This window comes from Catenulispora rubra (genome assembly GCF_015356825.1).
Lineage (GTDB): Bacteria > Actinomycetota > Actinomycetes > Streptomycetales > Catenulisporaceae > Catenulispora > Catenulispora rubra.
This window is the reverse complement of sequence record NZ_JAACYW010000257.1, coordinates 1-16,691: the sequence shown is the minus strand read 5'-3', so window position 1 is coordinate 16,691 and position 16,691 is coordinate 1. Positions and strand designations below refer to the sequence as shown.

The following is a 16,691-nucleotide window of genomic DNA, read 5'->3' as shown; positions in this document are numbered from 1 at the left end:
GGTCGGGGCAGGGGGTGGGGTGGCCGCCGGGCCGAGGTTGCCGGGGCCGTCGATGAGGACCTGTAGGGCGCTGTCCAGGACGCCGAACATGTCCGGTTGCGGGTCGGCGATCCAGCGCTGCTGCGCTGCCATGAGTGCCCCTATGACGCTGCCTGCAAGGACCCGCACCTCCAGTTCGTCGTGGGAGCGGTGCAGTCGTTCGGCGAAGAGGTTGGCGATCATGTCCGTGGTGGTGAACATGTGGTCCAGGGTGCGGGCCCGGACTTCGGGGATGGTGTAGGCCAGGCGCGCTCGTTCGAGTGCTTCCGCTTGGTCCTCGGCCGGGATGTGGAACATGGCCTCGTGTACGGCGGTGCGGAACGCCTCCAGGACCGGCAGTTCCGGCGGCTGGGCGCGGAACGCCGCTTCGAGCAGCGGGTCGTAGTCGTCCTGGAGGATCAGGTCCTCCTTGGTCGGGAAGTACCGGTACAGCGTGCTCGGCGACACGTCGGCCGCCGCGGCGATCTGCTCCATGGTGGTGGCGCTGTAGCCCGCCTCGCGGAAGAGGCGGAGCGCGTGCCGCTGGATGGCGGCACGCGTCCGGGCCTTCTTGCGCTCCCGCAGGCCCGTCGGGGCCGGTGCGGGCGCGGCGGGAGCGGCAGGAGCTGCGGCAACGGCAGGAACACCAGCCGGGGCCGGGGCTTGGTCAGTCTGCGGCATTGAGGAGATCACCCGTCGATTCTGCTGCCTCTGCCGACTGCTGGGGGACCCGGGCCTTGCGGGGAAGCTGGGTGGCGGCCAGGACGCCGACGACCGCGAAGCCCGCGCTGACCCACAGCGTCGTGCTCGTGGCGTGCACCAGGGCCGAGCGCACCGACTCCAGCAGCGAGGGCGAGTGCAGCTGGGCCGCGACGGCGACGCCGCTGCCGGCGCTGCGCGTGGCCGCGGCGGCGACCGGTGCCGGCAGGTGCGCGACGGCCGGGGCCAGGTGGCTGCGGTACTGGCTGTTCAGCACCGTGCCCAGGATCGCCACCGCGCAGGTGCCGCCGATCTGGCGGATGGTCATCAGCAGGGCTGAGCCGACGCCGGCGCGTTCGGCGCTGAGCTCGCCCAGGGCCGCGTTCATGGTGATCGGCATTGCCAGGCCGACGCCCACGCCGCCCAGGGTGAGCCAGGCGGCGACGAAGCCGTAGCCGTCGTGCACGCCGGTCGAGGTGCCGACCATCAGCGCGATGGCCAGCAGGATGAACCCGGCGCCGATCAGCGGTCCGGAGCCGACCTTCTTCAGGAACGGCTGCCCGATCCGGACGCCGGCGACCAGGCCCGCGATCAGGGGCAGCAGCCGCAGGCCGGTGCCGAACGCGTCGGCGCCCTCGACGGCCTGGTAGAACTGCGGCAGCGTGAACATCAGGCCGAACAGGGCGAAGCTGACGATCGTCGACAGGATCGTGCCCCAGGTGAAGCCGCGCGCCCGGAACAGCTCCAGGTCGATGAGCGTCTGCTTCGGGCTGCGCTGGAGCTGGACGAAGCCGGCCAACACCACCAGGCCGCCGAGCAGCGGGAGCAGCGCCTGCGCCGAGGCCCAGCCGGTGTCGCCGGCCTTGATCAGGCCGTAGGTGATGGCGGCCAGGCCGACCGCGGAGGTGGCCAGGCCCGGCAGGTCGATGCGCGGCTTGCGCTCCGCGCTGGACTCCGGGACCAGCCACACCACCGCGGCCAGGGCGATCACCACGACCGGCAGGTTGATCAGGAAGACCGAGCCCCACCAGTAGTGGTCCAGCAGCCAGCCGCCCAGGATCGGGCCGAGCGGGATGCCGAGCATGTTGGCGGTGGCCCAGATGCCCATGGCGCGCGGCCGCTCCTCGGGCGTGAAGATCACGGTCAGCACGCTCATGCTCAGCGGGATCAGCATCGCCGCGCCCACGCCGAGCACCGCGCGCCAGACGATCAGCTCGCCGGCCGAGGAGGCGAAGGCGCAGAAGGCGGAGGCCACGCCGAACGCGGTCAGCGCGATCACCAGCATCCGCTTGCGGCCGAAGCGGTCGCCGAGCAGGCCGCCGGGCAGCAGCGCGATGGCCATGGCCAGGTTGTAGGAGTTGGCGAACCACTGGAGCTGGCTGGTCGAGGCCTTGAGCGAGGTGGACAGGGTGGGCAGGGCGACGTTCAGGACCGTCAGGTCCAGGCCTACGACCAGCAGGCTCAGTGCCAGGCCGCCGAGGGCCCACCACTTACGGCGTTCGGCGGGCGACGGTGGTGCCGCCGGTCCCTGGGTCGACTCGATCATGATAGCCCCCTCCTCTTGAAAGTAACCTTGAAATGAAAGCTACTCTCAGAATTTGCCGGGAGCAAGGGGGCGCGCGCGGTCAGCCGCCGAAGAACTCCAGGGCCGAGGCGAGCGGCTTGCGGGCGAGGTCGGGGACTTCGCAGTCGGCGGTCGGGTAGCCGACGGGGAAGAGGATGTAGGGGCGCTCGGTGGAGGGGCGTCGTAGGATGTCGGTGAGGAACGCCATGGGGTTCGGCGTATGGGTCAGCGTCGCCAGGCCCATGGTGTGGAGGGCGGCGATGAACAGGCCGCAGGCGATGCCGACGCTCTCGTTGACGTAGTAGTTCTTGCGGAGCCGGCCGTCGGGCATCGGTGTGCTCTTCTCGGCGAAGGCCACGACGATCCAGGGGACGATGTCGAGGTAGGACTTGTCGGAGTCCGTCTCCAGCGGGCCGAGGGCTTCGCGCCAGGCTTCGGGGAGGCGGCCGCCTTCGTAGTTGATGCGCTCTTCCTCTTCGGCGGCTTCGCGGATGCGGTGGCGCAGCGCGGGGTCGCCGACGGCGACGAACTTCCAGGGCTGCTGGTGGGCGCCGGAGGGGGCGGTGTTGGCGGCGGCCACGGCCAGTTCGATCATCTCGGCGGGGACCGGGTCGGGGGAGAAGAAGCGGACGCTGCGGCGGGCCTGGAGGTGCTTCTGGAACTGCTCGCCGCGCCGGATCGCCTCGGCCTGGTCGAGGCGATCGGGGCTGTACGGCAGGAACGGATGTGTGTGGCTCCGTGTGCTGGCTGTCATGCAGATCAGAGTAGGCGCGGGGTGTGGTTGGAATCACGCCCTTCCGGCGGCTCTGATTGAGGAACGGCGGTCCCGGGTGAGGTACAGCTGAGGCTATGAACGATGTCGAAGCCGGCGGTACCGAGCCGCCGCTGCACGTGTTCCGCACCAGGGTTTGGTTCGACGAGCTCGACAAGGTCGGGGTACTGCACAACGCGCGCTACGCGGTGCACGCCGAGCGGGCCCTGAGCACCTGGTACGAGAGCGTTCCAGAGCTGATCGAGGGGCCGGACATGCGGCACCTGGTGAAGGCTTACGAGGTAGAGTTCCGGGTTCCGGTCGCCGAGGTCGGCGAGCTGGATGTAGAGCTGCGGGTGGTGAAGATCGGGACTACGAGCTGCGTGTACGAGTTCCGGTTCGTGGGCGACGGCGGCGTGGTGCACGCGGTCGGACGGCGGACGATCGTGCGGACCGGGGCGGATCGGCGGCCGGTGCCGTGGTCGGACGGGTTCCGGCGGATTCACGAGCGCGGGATCGAGTAAAGCGCGGAGTTGAGTTGAGCGCAGAGTAGAGGCTCAGCCGCGATGCAGGACCCGAACGCGCGCAGGATCGGCCGGGTCGCGGTCGACGACCTGGACCGGCGGCCAGGCCCACTGCCAAACGCTGATGCCCGGCGCGCGGGAGAACTGGATACGGCCGCGCGTGCCTTCGACGGAGACGTGTGGGAAGGCTTCGGCGATGCTCTTCCGGTCGGAGCCGTGGGAGCGCAGGATCTCGGCGAGGACGGCGACGGTGTCGTAGCCCTCGAAGGCGACGAACGAGGGTGGTCCGGCCAGCCGCTCGCGGAGCGCGGTGTCGACGCGTGCGCCCAACGGAGTGAAGCTCTCGGGCAGGTAGCTCAGGAACGGGATCGCGGTGCCGGCGTCGCCGAGTTGTTCGGCCCACTCGGTGAACTCCGGCTGGCCTGCGGGGGCGCCGATGAGGATGTCGGCCAGGCGCGGGTCGGCGCGGATTGCCTTGACGATCGGCACGGCCGGGTCCGGGGTGGCGACGAGAAGCAGGAGGGTGGTCGCGCCGTTGTCGACGAGTGCGTCGCAGACCGCGGCGAAGTTGATGGTGATGTCGATCTCGATGAGGGTCGCGCTGCGGGACGCCAGGTGCTCGCGCAGGATGCGGGTGCCGGATTGCCAGTAGACGGTCGGCTGGGCTGCGACGGCGATGCGGGTGTGGCCTGCTGCCAAGAGGAAATCGGCGTAGACCTGCCAGCAGTGGGACTGTGCCGGGGCGATGCGGGCGACCCAGTCGGTCGGCTGCTCGGTGAGGGTGTCGAGGACTGCTGAGGAGCAGAGGAACGGCACCGCGAGCGCATCGGCCTGTGCGGCGGCGGAACGTGCGACGACGCTGTGATACTCGCCGACGATGGCCGCGACACCCAAACCCGCCAGCTCATCGACGGCTGCGGCGGCCTTGGCCGGATCGGCGGCGGTGTCGCGGACCAGCAGCTCCATGGGGACGTCGCTGTCGCTGACGGCCAGTTCGAGGCCGGTGAGCAGGTGCCGACCCGCCTCTACCCACCCCGGCCGGGTCAGCGGAACCAGAGCACCGATGCGGATTGGCATGTCCATGAACTGATAATAGTGCCGCAACCGATCCGAAGATCGACGGCGGCACTATCGGTGGATCAGCTGGTGAATCAGCCTGTGGCTCAGCTCAGCGAGTAAGGCGCCAGCTCCGAAGGCAGCTCCGAAGCCGAAGCCCGGTCCAGCAGGAACAAACTCCGCCCGCGCCCGCGCGCCCCGGCGGCCGGGATCTGCACCGGGCCGGCGCCGGACAGGGCCAGGTGCGTGACCTTCGCCTTCTCCGCGCCCGCCGCGACCACCCAGACCTCGGCGGCCGCCTGGATCGAGGGCAGGGTCAGCGAGACCCGCAGCGGCGGCGGCTTCGGCGAGTTGTGCACGCCGACCGTGCTGCGCTTGTCCTCGTACAGGGCCGGGTGGCCCGGGAACAGGGAGGCGACGTGGCCGTCCGGGCCCATGCCGAGCAGCAGGACGTCGAAGGCCGGGACGTCGTCGCCCTCGCGGGCGAAGTCGGCCAGCGTCGAGGCGTACTGCTCCGCCGCCTCCTCCGGGGTGAAGCCCGCCTTGTCGGCGGCGGCCATCGCGTGGATGTTCGCCTCCGGCAGCAGGCCCTCGGCGACCAGGCCGTCCAGCAGCGCCGCGCGGGCCTGGGTCTCGTTGCGCTCCGGGTCGCCGCTCGGGAGGAACCGCTCGTCGCCCCACCACAGCTGCACCCGGGACCAGTCCACGGCGCCGCGCGCCGGGGAGGCCGCGACCGCCGCCAGGGTCTTGATGCCGACGGTGCCGCCGGTCAGGACGACGTGCGCGGCGCCGCGGAGCGCCTGCACGTCGACCAGCCGAGTGATCAGCCGCGCCGCCACAGCCTGCGCCAGGACCTCGGCGTCGCGGTGGACGATGATCTCCGGAGTAGCGCTCATGGAGCGTCGTCCAGCGGCTTGTCGATCGCCGCGTTCTGCAGCTGCTCCTCGCGCTCGACCGACTCCTTGGGCAGTTCGCCCAGCGGACCCTTGTCGGGCTCGGCGGTCATCGTGATCGTCGACTTCTTCGGCGGGGTCGGCTGCATCTTGTCGATCGCCGCCGCGTCGTGCTCGGTGACGTGCCGCAGCACCTCCTCGTACGTCTCGTCGACGTCCAGGCGGCGTAGCTCCTCGGTGAGCAGGTCGGCCAGCTCACGGCGCTTGAGCGCGACGTGCCGGTCCGGCTGGTCGGGCATGGAGAGCACGGCGAGCATCCCGTCGGGGCGGGTCAGGCTGATCTCGCCCTTGTCGGTGCCCAGGTGCACGCCGGTGATGCCGGGGCCGGTGTCCGTGGACAGCGTCACCGGCACCCCCAGGCGCCAGCCCAGCCAGACCGCCAGCAGCGTCGAGGACGCGTTGTCGACCTCGGCGGTGACCTTGACGGTCTTCACCGTGGCCGGCATCTGGTCCAGCGCCGCGGCCAGCATGGAGCGCCACGGGGTGCAGCGGGTCCAGGCCAGGTCGGTGTCGCCGGGGGAGTAGCCGCGCAGCCGGTCCGCGACCGGGACCGGGGTGTGGGTGCCGGAGGCGTCGGTGATCCGGCGCATCGCCAGCTTGCCCAGCGCGGCCTCGGCCGGGTCCGTCGGCGACTCCGAGGGCCACCAGGTGACCACCGGGGTGTCCGGCAGCAGCAGCGGCAGTACGACCGCGTCGGCGTGCGCGGCCAGCTCGCCGTTGAGCCGCATCACCACCGCCTCGCCCGGGCCCATCTCGTCGCCGACCCGCACCTCGGCGTCCAGCCCGGAGAAGGGCTGCTCCGGATGCGGTATCACGACCAGGATGCGCGAGGGGTGCGCGCGCGAGGCCTCGCGCGCGGCCCGCAGGGCGTAGTAGTGGTGCCGCTCGTCGGTCTCGATGACCAGGGTCAGGACCGCGCCGGTGGTGGCCGCCCCGGCCTCCTTGCGGATGTCGATCAGGGCGTTGGCGATCTTCGCCGAGGTGGTGGAATCCAGGTGCTTGATCATGGCCGCCGCCAGCTCCGTCCGTCCTTCGCGAGCATCTCGTCCGCCTTGGCCGGACCCCAGGTGCCCGAGGTGTACTGCTCCGGCTTGCCGTGTTCGGCCCAGTACGCCTCGATCGGGTCCAGGACCTCCCAGCCCAGCTCGACCTCCGCCACCCGCGGGAACAGCGGGGCGTCGCCGAGCAGGACGTCCAGGATCAGCCGCTCGTAGGCCTCCGGGGAGGACTCGGTGAACGCCTCGCCGTAGGCGAAGTCCATGTTCACGTCGCGCACCTCCATCGAGGTGCCCGGGACCTTGGAGCCGAAGCGGACCGTCACACCCTCGTCCGGCTGCACCCGGATCACCAGGGCGTTCTGCCCCAGCTCCTCGGTCTGGGTCGGCGTGAAGGGCAGGAACGGCGAGCGCTTGAACACCACCGCGATCTCGGTGACGCGGCGGCCCAGACGCTTGCCGGTGCGCAGGTAGAACGGCACGCCGGCCCAGCGGCGGGTGTTCACCTCCAGCTTCACCGCGGCGTAGGTGTCGGTGGTGGAGTCCGGCGAGATGCCGTCCTCCTCCAGGTACCCGACGACCTTCTCGCCGCCCTGCCAGCCGGCCGCGTACTGTCCGCGGATCGTGTAGGTGTCCAGGTCGTCCGGGAGCCGGATGGCCGAGAGCACCTTGGTCTTCTCCGCGGCGATGGCGTCGGCGTCGAAGGAGACCGGCTCCTCCATCGCGGTCAGCGCCAGCAGCTGGAGCAGGTGGTTCTGGATGACGTCGCGCGCCGCGCCGATGCCGTCGTAGTACCCGGCCCGGCCGCCGATGCCGATGTCCTCGGCCATCGTGATCTGGATGTGGTCCACGTGGTCCCGACTCCAGATCGGCTCGAACATCTCGTTGGCGAACCGCAGCGCCAGGATGTTCTGGACCGTCTCCTTGCCCAGGTAGTGGTCGATCCGGAAGACCGACTTGGGCGGGAACACCGAGTCCACGATCGCGTTCAGCTCGCGGGCCGAGGTCAGGTCGTGGCCGAACGGCTTCTCGATGATGACCCGGCGCCAGGAGCCCTCCGGGCCCTGGTCCAGGCCGACCTCGTGCAGCTGCTCGACCACGCCGGGGAAGAACTTCGGCGGGACCGACAGGTAGAACGCGTGGTTGCCGTTGGTGCCGCGCTCGGCGTCCAGCTTGTCGATGGTGGCCTTCAGCTCCAGGAAGGCCTGCTTGTCGCCGAACTCGCCGGAGACGAAGCGGAAGCCCTCGGAGAGCTGCCGCCAGACTTCTTCGCGGTACGGGGTCCGCGCGTGCTCCTTGACCGCCAGGTGGACCTCTTCGGCGAAGTCCTGGTCGGCCCAGTCCCGGCGGGCGAACCCGACCAGGGCGAAGCCCGGGGGCAGCAGCCCCCGGTTCGCCAGGTCGTAGATCGCCGGCATCAGCTTCTTGCGGGACAGGTCGCCGGTGACGCCGAACATCACCAGGCCGCAGGGCCCGGCGATGCGCGGCAGGCGGCGGTCGGCGGCGTCGCGCAGCGGGTTCGCCGTGCCATCGCCGGCCTGCTCGTGCGACAGCAGCGCCTTCTCGGCCTGGGAGAGCTGGTAGCCCTGGTGGCTGTTGCTCTTGTCATTCACCGGAGCTTGTCCAATTCGCCCTGGACCGAGTCGAGGAGCTCCTTCCAGGAGACCTCGAACTTGTCGACGCCCTCGTCCTCCAGCAGCTGGACGACGTCGTCGTAGGAGACGCCGGCCGCGGCCAGGTCCGCCAGGACCTGGTGGGACTCGGCGTAGTGCGCGCGGATCGAGTCCTCGGACGGCTTGCCGTGGTCGGCCTCGGCGTCCAGGGTCGCCTCCGGCATGGTGTTCACCACGCCGCGGGTGATCAGGTCGTCCACGTACATGGTGTCCACGTACGCCGGGTCCTTCACGCCGGTGGAGGCCCACAGCGGACGCTGCGGCTTGCCGCCGGCGGCGGCAAGGGCCGTCCAGCGGTCCGAGGAGAAGACCTCCTCGTAGGCCTCGAAGGCCAGGCGGGCGTTCGCGACGCCGGCCTTGCCCTTGAGCTCAGTCTTACCGAGCTTCTCCAGGCGCTTGTCGATCTCGGTGTCGACCCGGCTCACGAAGAACGACGCGACCGAGGCGATCTTGGTCAGGTCGTGGCCGTTCGCCTTGGCCTGCTCGATGCCGGCGAGGAAGGCCTCCATCACCGCGCGGTAGCGCTCCAGCGAGAAGATCAGCGTCACGTTCACGCTGATGCCCGCCGCCAGCACCGCGGTGATGGCCGGCAGGCCCTCGCGGGTGGCCGGGATCTTGATGAACAGGTTCTCCCGGTCCACCAGCCACCACAGCTGCTCGGCCTCGGCCACCGTCGGCGCGGTCTGGTGCGCCAGCCGCGGGTCGACCTCGATCGAGACCCGGCCGTCCTGCAGGTCGGAGGCGTCGTAGGCGGGGCGCAGCACCTCGGCCGCCGCGCGCACGTCGGCGGTGGTGATCATGCGGATCGCCTCGTCGACGGTGACCCCGCGGACGGCGAGGTCCTTGAGCTGGTCGGTGTACACCTCGGAGCCGACGATGGCCTTCTGGAAGATCGTCGGGTTCGTGGTCACGCCGACCACGTTCTTCTCGGCCATCAGCGAGGCCAGGTTGCCGGACTGCAGGCGCGCGCGGGACAGGTCGTCCAGCCAGATCGCGACCCCGGCTCCGGACAGCGTGTCCAGACTCTTGTTCGTCATCTCGTCTTCTCCCTCTTCACCTGAAAATCAAGCGCCTACGGCGGCCAGGGATTCCCGGGCCGCGGCCTCGACGGCCTCGGCCGTGATGCCGAACTCGCGGTACAGGGTCTTGTAGTCCGCGGAGGCACCGAAGTGCTCCAGCGAGACGCTGCGGCCTGCGTCGCCGACGTACTGCTTCCAACCCGCGCCGACCCCGGCCTCGACCGAGACGCGGGCCTTCACGGCGGCCGGCAGGACCGACTCCTTGTAGGCGGCGTCCTGCTCCTCGAACCACTCGGTGGAGGGCATCGAGACCACGCGGGTCGGGATGCCGTCGGCCTCCAGCGCCTCGCGGGCCTGGATCGCCAGCTGCACCTCGGAGCCGGTGCCGATGAGGATCACCTTCGGCGCGCCGCCGCCGGCCTCGGCCAGGACGTAGCCGCCCTTGGCGGTGCCCTCGATGGCGTCCAGCGAGGAGTTCAGCGCCTCGTGGTCGTAGGTCGGGATGCCCTGGCGGGTCAGCGCGATGCCGACCGGGCCGTGGTCGTCGGTGCCGGTGTGCTTCTCCATCAGGGCCTTCCAGGCGCCGACGGTCTCGTTCGCGTCACCCGGGCGGAGCACCGTCATGCCCGGGATCAGCCGCAGCGCGGCGACGTGCTCGACCGGCTGGTGGGTCGGGCCGTCCTCGCCCAGGCCGATCGAGTCGTGCGTCCAGACGTAGGTGACCGGCAGCTTCATCAGCGCGGCCAGGCGCACGGCCGGGCGCATGTAGTCGGAGAACACCAGGAAGGTGCCGCCGAACGGCAGGGTGTTGCCGTGCACCGCGATGCCGTTGAGGATCGAGCCCATCGCGTGCTCGCGGATGCCGAAGTGCAGGATGCGGCCGTAGGGGCTGGACTCGCCGAACTCGGTCTCGCCGTAGACCGCGGGCAGGAACGACTTGCCGCCCTTGATCGTGGTCAGGTTCGACTCCGCGAGGTCGGCCGAGCCGCCCCACAGCTCCGGCACCGACTCGGCGATCGCCTGGATGATGGCCTCCGACGCCTTGCGGGTCGGGACGTCCTTGCCGGGCTCGAAGGTCGGGAGCTTCTCGGCCCAGCCGGCCGGCAGCTCGCGCTTGGCGATCCGGTCGAACTCGCTGGCGCGCTCCGGGCTCTTGGACCGCCAGGCGGCGAACTCGGTGTCCCAGGCCTGGTGCTCGGCCGCACCGCGCTCGCCGACCTTGCGGGCGTGCGCCAGGACGTCGGCCGGGACGTCGAAGGTCTTGTCCGGGTCCATGCCCATGACCTTCTTGGTGGCCGCGACCTCGGCCTCGCCGAGCGCGGCGCCGTGCGCCTTGCCGGAGTTCTGCAGGTTCGGGGCCGGCCAGCCGATGATGGTGCGCAGCCGGATGATCGAGGGGCGGTCGGTCTCCGCCTCGGCCGCGAGCAGCGCCTCGTGCAGGGCCTGGACGTCCTCGTGGTACTCGCCGCCGGCCAGCCAGTCCACGTGCTGCACGTGCCAGCCGTAGGCCTCGTAGCGGTGCAGCACGTCCTCGCCGAAGGCCACCTTGGTGTCGCCCTCGATGGAGATGTGGTTGTCGTCGTAGACCACCACGAGGTCGCCGAGCTTCTGGTGGCCGGCGATCGAGGAGGCCTCGGAGGTGACGCCCTCCTCCAGGTCGCCGTCGGAGACGAAGACGTAGATCTTGTGGTCGAACGGCGAGGTGCCGGCCTCGGCGTCCGGGTCGAACAGACCGCGCTCGTAGCGCGCCGCCATCGCCATGCCGACCGCGTTCGACAGGCCCTGGCCCAGCGGGCCGGTGGTGACCTCGATGCCCTCGGTGTGGCCGTACTCCGGGTGGCCGGGGGTGAGCGAGCCCCACTGGCGGAAGTGCTTGAGGTCCTCCAGCTCCAGGCCGAGGCCCGAGTAGTACAGCTGGATGTACTGGGTCAGGGAGGAGTGACCGCACGAGAGCACGAAACGGTCCCGGCCGGCCCAGTGCGGGTCGGCCGGGTCGAAGCGAAGGTGCCGCTGGAAGAGCAGGTAGGCCGCCGGGGCCAGGGACATCGCGGTACCGGGGTGGCCGTTACCGGTGTTCTGGACCGCGTCCATGGCCAGGGCTCGGACGGTGTCCACAGCGCGCTTGTCCAAGTCGGTCCACTCGAACGGGGTTGCGGTGCTTGCGGTGCTCACCGGAAGCGCTCCTTCGCAGTTCACGCGCCGAGGCCCCACGCTCGGGTACAGCCGGTGGGACCCCTGCGCAACATGATTCAGATCTCGTTTCGCCAGCCTACTCGGACCTCAGAGGCATCGCGTTCCCAGTCAGCAGGTGGACGCGTACGCCCGGGCTAACCCTTAGTGAACAGCAGTGGTGGAGTCCTCATATAGATGTGAGGCGTATTTGATCTACGACTGTTGGACGACTCAATGCGCGATAAGGCGACCCGGCGCGAAAGCCGCGAGGGCGACGGTCTAAAGTTGCGTGTTGTCCGAATCAGGCATCCATGGAGGACGGGCTTTTGACCACGGTCGAGACTCCCCCGGCCACGGCTCCGTCCCGGACCGTCACTCCCTCTGTGGAGCCGGTGGGGGCAGACCGCGGCGGGCACACGATGGCGGTCGTCAAGGCCTACGTCGCCCTGACCAAGCCGCGCATCATCGAGCTGCTGCTGGTCACCACCATCCCGGTGATGTTCCTGGCGCTGCGCCACGTGCCGGCGCTGTGGCCGGTGATCGCCGTGACGATCGGCGGCTACCTGTCCGCCGGCAGCGCCAACGCGCTGAACTGCTACGTGGACCGCGACATCGACGCCGAGATGCGCCGCACCCGGCGCCGCCCGGTCCCGGCCGCCTCGGTGACGCCGCGGGACGCTCTGGTGTTCGGGCTCGTGCTCGGCGTGGTGTCCACGCTCTGGCTCGGGTTCGCGGTCAACTGGCTGTCCTCGGGCCTGGCGCTCGCGGCGAACGCCTTCTACGTGCTCGTCTACACGATGCTGCTCAAGCGGCGCACGCCGCAGAACATCGTCTGGGGCGGCGCGGCCGGCTGCTTCCCGGCGCTGATCGGCTGGACCGCGGCGACGGACCGGCTGGCCTGGGCGCCGGTGGTGCTGTTCATGGTCGTGTTCCTGTGGACGCCGCCGCACTTCTGGGCGCTGGCCATCCGCTACCGCGAGGACTACGCGGCGGCGAACGTGCCGATGCTGCCGGTCGTGGCCCCGGCCCGCACGGTGACCAAGCAGATCGTCTGGTACTCCTACGCGACCGTGGCCTGCTCGCTGCTGCTGTGGCCGATCGGGCACACCGGCCTGGTCTACCCGATCGCGGCGGCCGTGCTCGGCGTGGTGTTCCTGGTCGAGGCGCACCGCCTGGACCTGCGGGCCCGCTCCGGCAAGGACGGCGCGGCGCTGCTGCCGATGCGCCTGTTCCACTTCTCCAACATGTATCTGGCGCTGCTGTTCGTGGCCGCCGCGGTGAGCCCCCTCGTTCACTGAGGGTTTGCTGAGGCACCTGTACCCTTTCCAAGGTGTATCGGCTCACCAACACCACGCAGCACTACGCCTGGGGATCGCCCAGCGCCATCAGCGAACTGCTAGGCCGCGAGCCCTCCGGGCAGCCGGAGGCCGAGCTGTGGATGGGCGCGCACCCGACGGCGCCGTCCCGGATCGACGGCGGTGAGGCCACGCTGCTCGACTTCGTCTCCGCCGACCCGGTGGGGATGCTCGGGCCGCAGGTCGCCGCCGAGTTCAAGAACCGGCTGCCGTTCCTGCTCAAGGTGCTGTCGTCGGCCAAGGCACTGTCCATCCAGACGCATCCCACGCGCGCGCAGGCCGAGGTCGGCTACGCCGCCGAACAGGAGCGCGGGCTGCCGGCCGGCGACCCGAACCGCAACTACGCGGACGACTGGCCCAAGCCGGAGATCCTGATGGCGCTCACCGCCTTCGAGGCCCTGGCCGGCTGCCGCACCGCCGAGGACGCCGAGCGCGTGCTCGCCGAGCTCGTCGAGCTGGGCGCCGACGCGCTGGACCCGGTGCGGGCGTCGCTGGCGGACCGGCCGGAGCCGGCCACCGTGGCCGCCGCCATCGGCCGCCTGCTGGAGTGGCCCGCAGACACCCGCGGGGAGCTGGTGGCGGGCGTCGTCGAGGCCTGCCGGATCGGCGCGGACAAGGGCGGCGAGTCCGCCGAGGACTTCGCAGCCGTCCTGCGCGTCGCCGAGGACTTTCCCGGCGACATCGGCCTCGTGGCGATGCTGCTGATGAACCGGGTGGTGCTCAAGCCCGGCGAGGCCATCTTCCTGGAGGCCGGGGGACTGCACGCCTACCTGAACGGCACCGGGATCGAGCTGCTCGCCAACTCCGACAACGTGCTGCGCGCCGGCCTGACGCCCAAGCACATCGACGTCGCCGAGCTGCTGCGGGTGATGGACGCCTCGGTCCCGGTCCCGGTGCGGCACGGCAAGGCGATCGGGGTGGGCGTCGAGGAGTTCGACACGCCGGCGCCGGAGTTCCGCCTCTACCGCGCGACCCTCGACACCGGCACCACGCTGCGCGCGGAGATCCCCGGCACCGGCCCGCGGATCGTGCTGGCACTGTCCGGCGAGGTGGAGCTGCGCGGGACGCGCGGGGCGCTGACGCTCACGCAGGGCGAGTCGTGCTTCGTGCCGGCGCGCGAGGGGCGGGTGGAGGCTACGGGGATTGCGGATCTCGTGGTGGCGGCGCCGGGGCTGTAGGTAGCGCTGGCGAAAAAGTCTCCGGCCCCGAGCAACCCCGCACCCGACCCGATCCCTCAAGGACCGATGACAGAAGAATGAGTCGGTCGGAGGGGACAACGGATGGCGCGGGGAGACAAGGCGGCCGTCGAGGACGAACTGGAACAGTTCGTCCAGGGACGGTATCTGGCGTTGCGCCGTACGGCGTACCTGCTGTGCGGGGACTGGCACCGGGCTGAAGACCTCGTCCAGGGGACCTTGGTCAAGGTGGTGGTGGCCGCGCGTCGGCGTCGGGTGGAGAGCCTGGACGCCTACTCGCGGCAGGTGCTGCTGCGGCTCTTCCTCGCGGAGAACCGCCGACTGTGGCGGCGTCAGGAGAAGTCGTGGGCTGAGCCTGTGGAGGTCGCCGACGGCGGCGCCGGCGCCACCCGCAGCGCCACCCACAGCGCCGCCGCGGACAGCGACCTCAAGCTCACGGTGCTCTCCGCCCTGCGCGGCCTCCCGCCCCGGCAACGGGCGACGGTGGTGCTCCGCTACTGGGAGGACCGCAGCGTCGAGGAGACCGCGGCCCTGCTCGGGATCTCGCAGGGCACGGTGAAGAGCCAGAGCGCCAGGGCTCTGGCCGCGCTGCGGGTGGTGCTCCAGGACGACCGGCTCGGACTCGGCATCGGCTCGGAAGGAGCCACGGCGTGAACGAGAACAGCGTGAACGAGAACGAGATCAGGGATGTGCTCGGCGAGGGGATCGGTGCGGAACCGCCGATCGTCGGCGGCCCGGCGGCGGTGTTCGCCGGGGCGCGGGCGCGGGTGGTGCGGACCCGGGCGGTCACCGGCGCGCTGAGCGTGGTGGCGGTGCTCGGCGTCGCGGCCGGGGCGGTGGCGCTCGGCGGCGGGTCGGGCCGGTCGGGGCCGGCGGTCGCGGCGGGGGCGTCGACGACCACGGTGCCCACGACCACGGCTCCCACGACCAAGGCCGCCAAGACCACGGCCCCCTCGTCGGCGGTGACGTCGTCGAGCGCGAAGTCGATGTCGGTCGCGCCGCAGCCCGGCCCCGGCCAGGTCCTCATCGACGGCCGCTCAGCCGTCGAGATCGTCAAGTCGAGGCTCGCCCCGGGCCTGGTGTCGGCGAACTACTCGGGCCAGGACAGCTACCAGCCTGCGAGGTCCGGGGTGATGGTCAACGGGTTGATGTCCGTCGACGACGGGACCGGGAAGCTCACCACGGTCTCCGCGGGCATCCAGCAGAACTCCGGGATGGCCCAGGTCACCGACTGCATGACGATGCAGAAGCTGATGTCCAGCGGGATCAGCGACTGCCGGGCGTCCGCCGAGCCGGACGGCAGCGTCGTGCTGTCGTTCGTCGAGGACGAGTACGCCGCCGGTGCCAACGGCCCTACCGCGGGCTCGTACCTGTACCAGGCGATCCGGGTGCTCCCGAACGGCTGGGTCGTCGACGCGGAGGCGGCCAACTACTTCGACCCGCTGAACGATCCGCACGAGACGGGCTGGCACGTCGACCCGTCGCGCAAGGATCCGCTGCTGTCGAGGGACCAGGTCGTGGCGATCGTGATGGATTCCGAGTGGGGAGCGACCGTCTCGTCGGACTTCGCGCAGCACGCGCGGCAGGACCTGGTGCCCTACAAGGACCTGACGCAGCACTGACGGCGCGGCAAAAGGTGTGCCCGGCCCGCGAGCATCGGGCCGGGCCCACCTTTATGTGTATCAGCCTGTATCAGGCGACGGTCGGGGCAGCCGGGACGGCCTTGCGCTCGCGCATCGCCAGCAGCACCCGCCACGTCCCGGCCCACACGATCGCCGCGCCGAACATGTGGATGCCGACCAGCAGCACCGGCAGGTGCGTGAAGTACTGCACATACCCGATCACGCCCTGCGCCATCAGCAGCAGGAACAGGTCGCGCACCGCCGTGAGGACGCGGGGCCCGGCGCCGGTCGCCTTCAGCCCGAACCACAGCGCCACGGTCAGGCCCACGACCAGGAAGACCAGGTCGGCGTGCAGCTGCGTGGCGTTGGCGGGGCTGAGTGGGAAGCGCTTGTTGCCCGGGTCGCCGAGCTTGGCGCCGGAGTGCGGGCCGCTGCCGGTGACGATGGTGCCGGCGATCAGCAGGGCGCCGACCGCGGCGGTCAGGACGTAGCCGAGCTGGCGCAGGACCGGCTGGACGGTCGGGGTGGGCGCCGCGTCGTCGGGCTCGCGGCTGCGGACCCACAGGACGTAGGACAGCGCGACCATGCCGAGCGAGACCAGCATGTGCAGCGAGACCCAGATCGGGGCCAGGTGCGTGCGCACCGAGATGCCGCCGATGACCGCCTGGACCACGACGCCGAAGAAGAGCGTCCAGGACAGCTTGTTCAGCACCGCGCGGCGCGGGTGCCGGCGCATGCACGCGATGATCGCCGCGCCGACGGCCACCGACACCGCGAAGGTCAGCATGCGGTTGGTGAACTCCACGACGCCGTACGCGCCGAGCCGGCCGGTCGGGACCAGGCTGCCGTCGGTGCAGGTGGGCCAGGTCGGGCAGCCCAGGCCGGAGTCGGTGAGGCGGACCGCGCCGCCGGTGACGATGATGCCGATGTTGGCGACCAGGGCGGCGAAGCAGGTCCAGGCGAGGATCGCCGGCGCCGGCGTGAGCGTCTCGGACGCCATCAGCGGGCTGCACGACACCCACCAGCGCATGCTCTACAACGCACACCGCGCCTGGCTTGCGAAGAACGATCCGGAGTACGCGGCCTCCGACGAC

At 70.8% G+C, this 16,691-nt stretch carries 15 protein-coding genes; 5 read left to right on the top strand and 10 right to left on the bottom strand.

Annotation, left to right across the window (positions count from 1 at the left end):
- The 3 genes from GWK61_RS42385 to GWK61_RS42375 form a co-directional block, all read right to left on the bottom strand.
- Nucleotides 1-699: TetR/AcrR family transcriptional regulator (locus GWK61_RS42385; RefSeq protein WP_194917638.1), on the bottom strand; the 699-nt coding region annotated here is incomplete at its 3' end.
- Nucleotides 686-2,263 (bottom strand): DHA2 family efflux MFS transporter permease subunit, encoded by a 1,578-nt coding sequence (locus GWK61_RS42380; protein WP_194917636.1) that lies wholly within the window; start codon nucleotides 2,261-2,263, stop codon nucleotides 686-688. The genes GWK61_RS42380 and GWK61_RS42385, both read right to left, overlap by 14 nt.
- Before the next feature lie 79 nt (nucleotides 2,264-2,342).
- Nucleotides 2,343-3,035, bottom strand: a complete 693-nt coding sequence (locus tag GWK61_RS42375; protein ID WP_194917635.1) for a nitroreductase family protein — start codon at nucleotides 3,033-3,035, stop codon at nucleotides 2,343-2,345.
- Nucleotides 3,036-3,130: 95 nt separating this feature from the next.
- On the opposite strand from GWK61_RS42375, the gene GWK61_RS42370 reads away from it, so the two are divergent.
- Complete coding sequence (locus tag GWK61_RS42370) at nucleotides 3,131-3,556, top strand: acyl-CoA thioesterase (RefSeq protein ID WP_194917632.1); 426 nt, start codon at nucleotides 3,131-3,133, stop codon at nucleotides 3,554-3,556.
- A 33-nt stretch (nucleotides 3,557-3,589) separates the two neighbouring features.
- Here GWK61_RS42370 and GWK61_RS42365 read toward each other — a convergent pair whose 3' ends face one another.
- The 6 genes from GWK61_RS42365 to tkt all read right to left on the bottom strand — a co-directional run bounded on the left by GWK61_RS42365 (nucleotide 3,590) and on the right by tkt (nucleotide 11,424).
- Nucleotides 3,590-4,639, bottom strand: a complete 1,050-nt coding sequence (locus GWK61_RS42365) for an ABC transporter substrate-binding protein (protein WP_194917629.1) — start codon at nucleotides 4,637-4,639, stop codon at nucleotides 3,590-3,592.
- 80 nt (nucleotides 4,640-4,719) lie between these two features.
- Nucleotides 4,720-5,508: a 6-phosphogluconolactonase gene (gene pgl, locus GWK61_RS42360; protein ID WP_194917626.1), complete on the bottom strand. Its 789-nt coding sequence runs from the start codon at nucleotides 5,506-5,508 to the stop codon at nucleotides 4,720-4,722.
- Nucleotides 5,505-6,572: a glucose-6-phosphate dehydrogenase assembly protein OpcA gene (locus GWK61_RS42355; protein WP_194917624.1), complete on the bottom strand. Its 1,068-nt coding sequence runs from the start codon at nucleotides 6,570-6,572 to the stop codon at nucleotides 5,505-5,507. Before GWK61_RS42355 ends, pgl begins: the two co-directional genes overlap by 4 nt.
- A complete protein-coding gene (gene zwf / locus GWK61_RS42350) occupies nucleotides 6,569-8,113 on the bottom strand; it encodes a glucose-6-phosphate dehydrogenase (RefSeq protein ID WP_194917640.1) in 1,545 nt (514 codons plus the stop codon). The genes GWK61_RS42355 and zwf overlap by 4 nt, the downstream gene beginning before the upstream one ends.
- 56 nt (nucleotides 8,114-8,169) lie before the next feature.
- Nucleotides 8,170-9,270 (bottom strand): transaldolase, encoded by a 1,101-nt coding sequence (tal, locus tag GWK61_RS42345; protein WP_194917622.1) that lies wholly within the window; start codon nucleotides 9,268-9,270, stop codon nucleotides 8,170-8,172.
- 27 nt (nucleotides 9,271-9,297) lie between these two features.
- Complete coding sequence (gene tkt / locus GWK61_RS42340; protein ID WP_194917620.1) at nucleotides 9,298-11,424, bottom strand: transketolase; 2,127 nt, start codon at nucleotides 11,422-11,424, stop codon at nucleotides 9,298-9,300.
- 311 nt (nucleotides 11,425-11,735) lie between these two features.
- Between tkt and GWK61_RS42335 the strand changes: the two genes are divergently transcribed.
- The 4 genes from GWK61_RS42335 to GWK61_RS42320 all read left to right on the top strand — a co-directional run bounded on the left by GWK61_RS42335 (nucleotide 11,736) and on the right by GWK61_RS42320 (nucleotide 15,597).
- A complete protein-coding gene (locus GWK61_RS42335; RefSeq protein ID WP_194917618.1) occupies nucleotides 11,736-12,722 on the top strand; it encodes a heme o synthase in 987 nt (328 codons plus the stop codon).
- 32 nt (nucleotides 12,723-12,754) lie between these two features.
- Nucleotides 12,755-13,957 (top strand): mannose-6-phosphate isomerase, class I, encoded by a 1,203-nt coding sequence (manA, locus tag GWK61_RS42330; protein ID WP_194917616.1) that lies wholly within the window; start codon nucleotides 12,755-12,757, stop codon nucleotides 13,955-13,957.
- Between the two features lie 102 nt (nucleotides 13,958-14,059).
- Nucleotides 14,060-14,629: a SigE family RNA polymerase sigma factor gene (locus GWK61_RS42325; RefSeq protein ID WP_194917614.1), complete on the top strand. Its 570-nt coding sequence runs from the start codon at nucleotides 14,060-14,062 to the stop codon at nucleotides 14,627-14,629.
- Nucleotides 14,626-15,597, top strand: coding sequence for a hypothetical protein (locus tag GWK61_RS42320; protein ID WP_194917611.1), 972 nt, complete (start codon nucleotides 14,626-14,628; stop codon nucleotides 15,595-15,597). The genes GWK61_RS42325 and GWK61_RS42320 overlap by 4 nt, the downstream gene beginning before the upstream one ends.
- 70 nt (nucleotides 15,598-15,667) lie before the next feature.
- Here GWK61_RS42320 and GWK61_RS42315 read toward each other — a convergent pair whose 3' ends face one another.
- A complete protein-coding gene (locus tag GWK61_RS42315) occupies nucleotides 15,668-16,597 on the bottom strand; it encodes a COX15/CtaA family protein (RefSeq protein WP_194917609.1) in 930 nt (309 codons plus the stop codon).
- Nucleotides 16,598-16,691 lie beyond the last annotated feature (94 nt).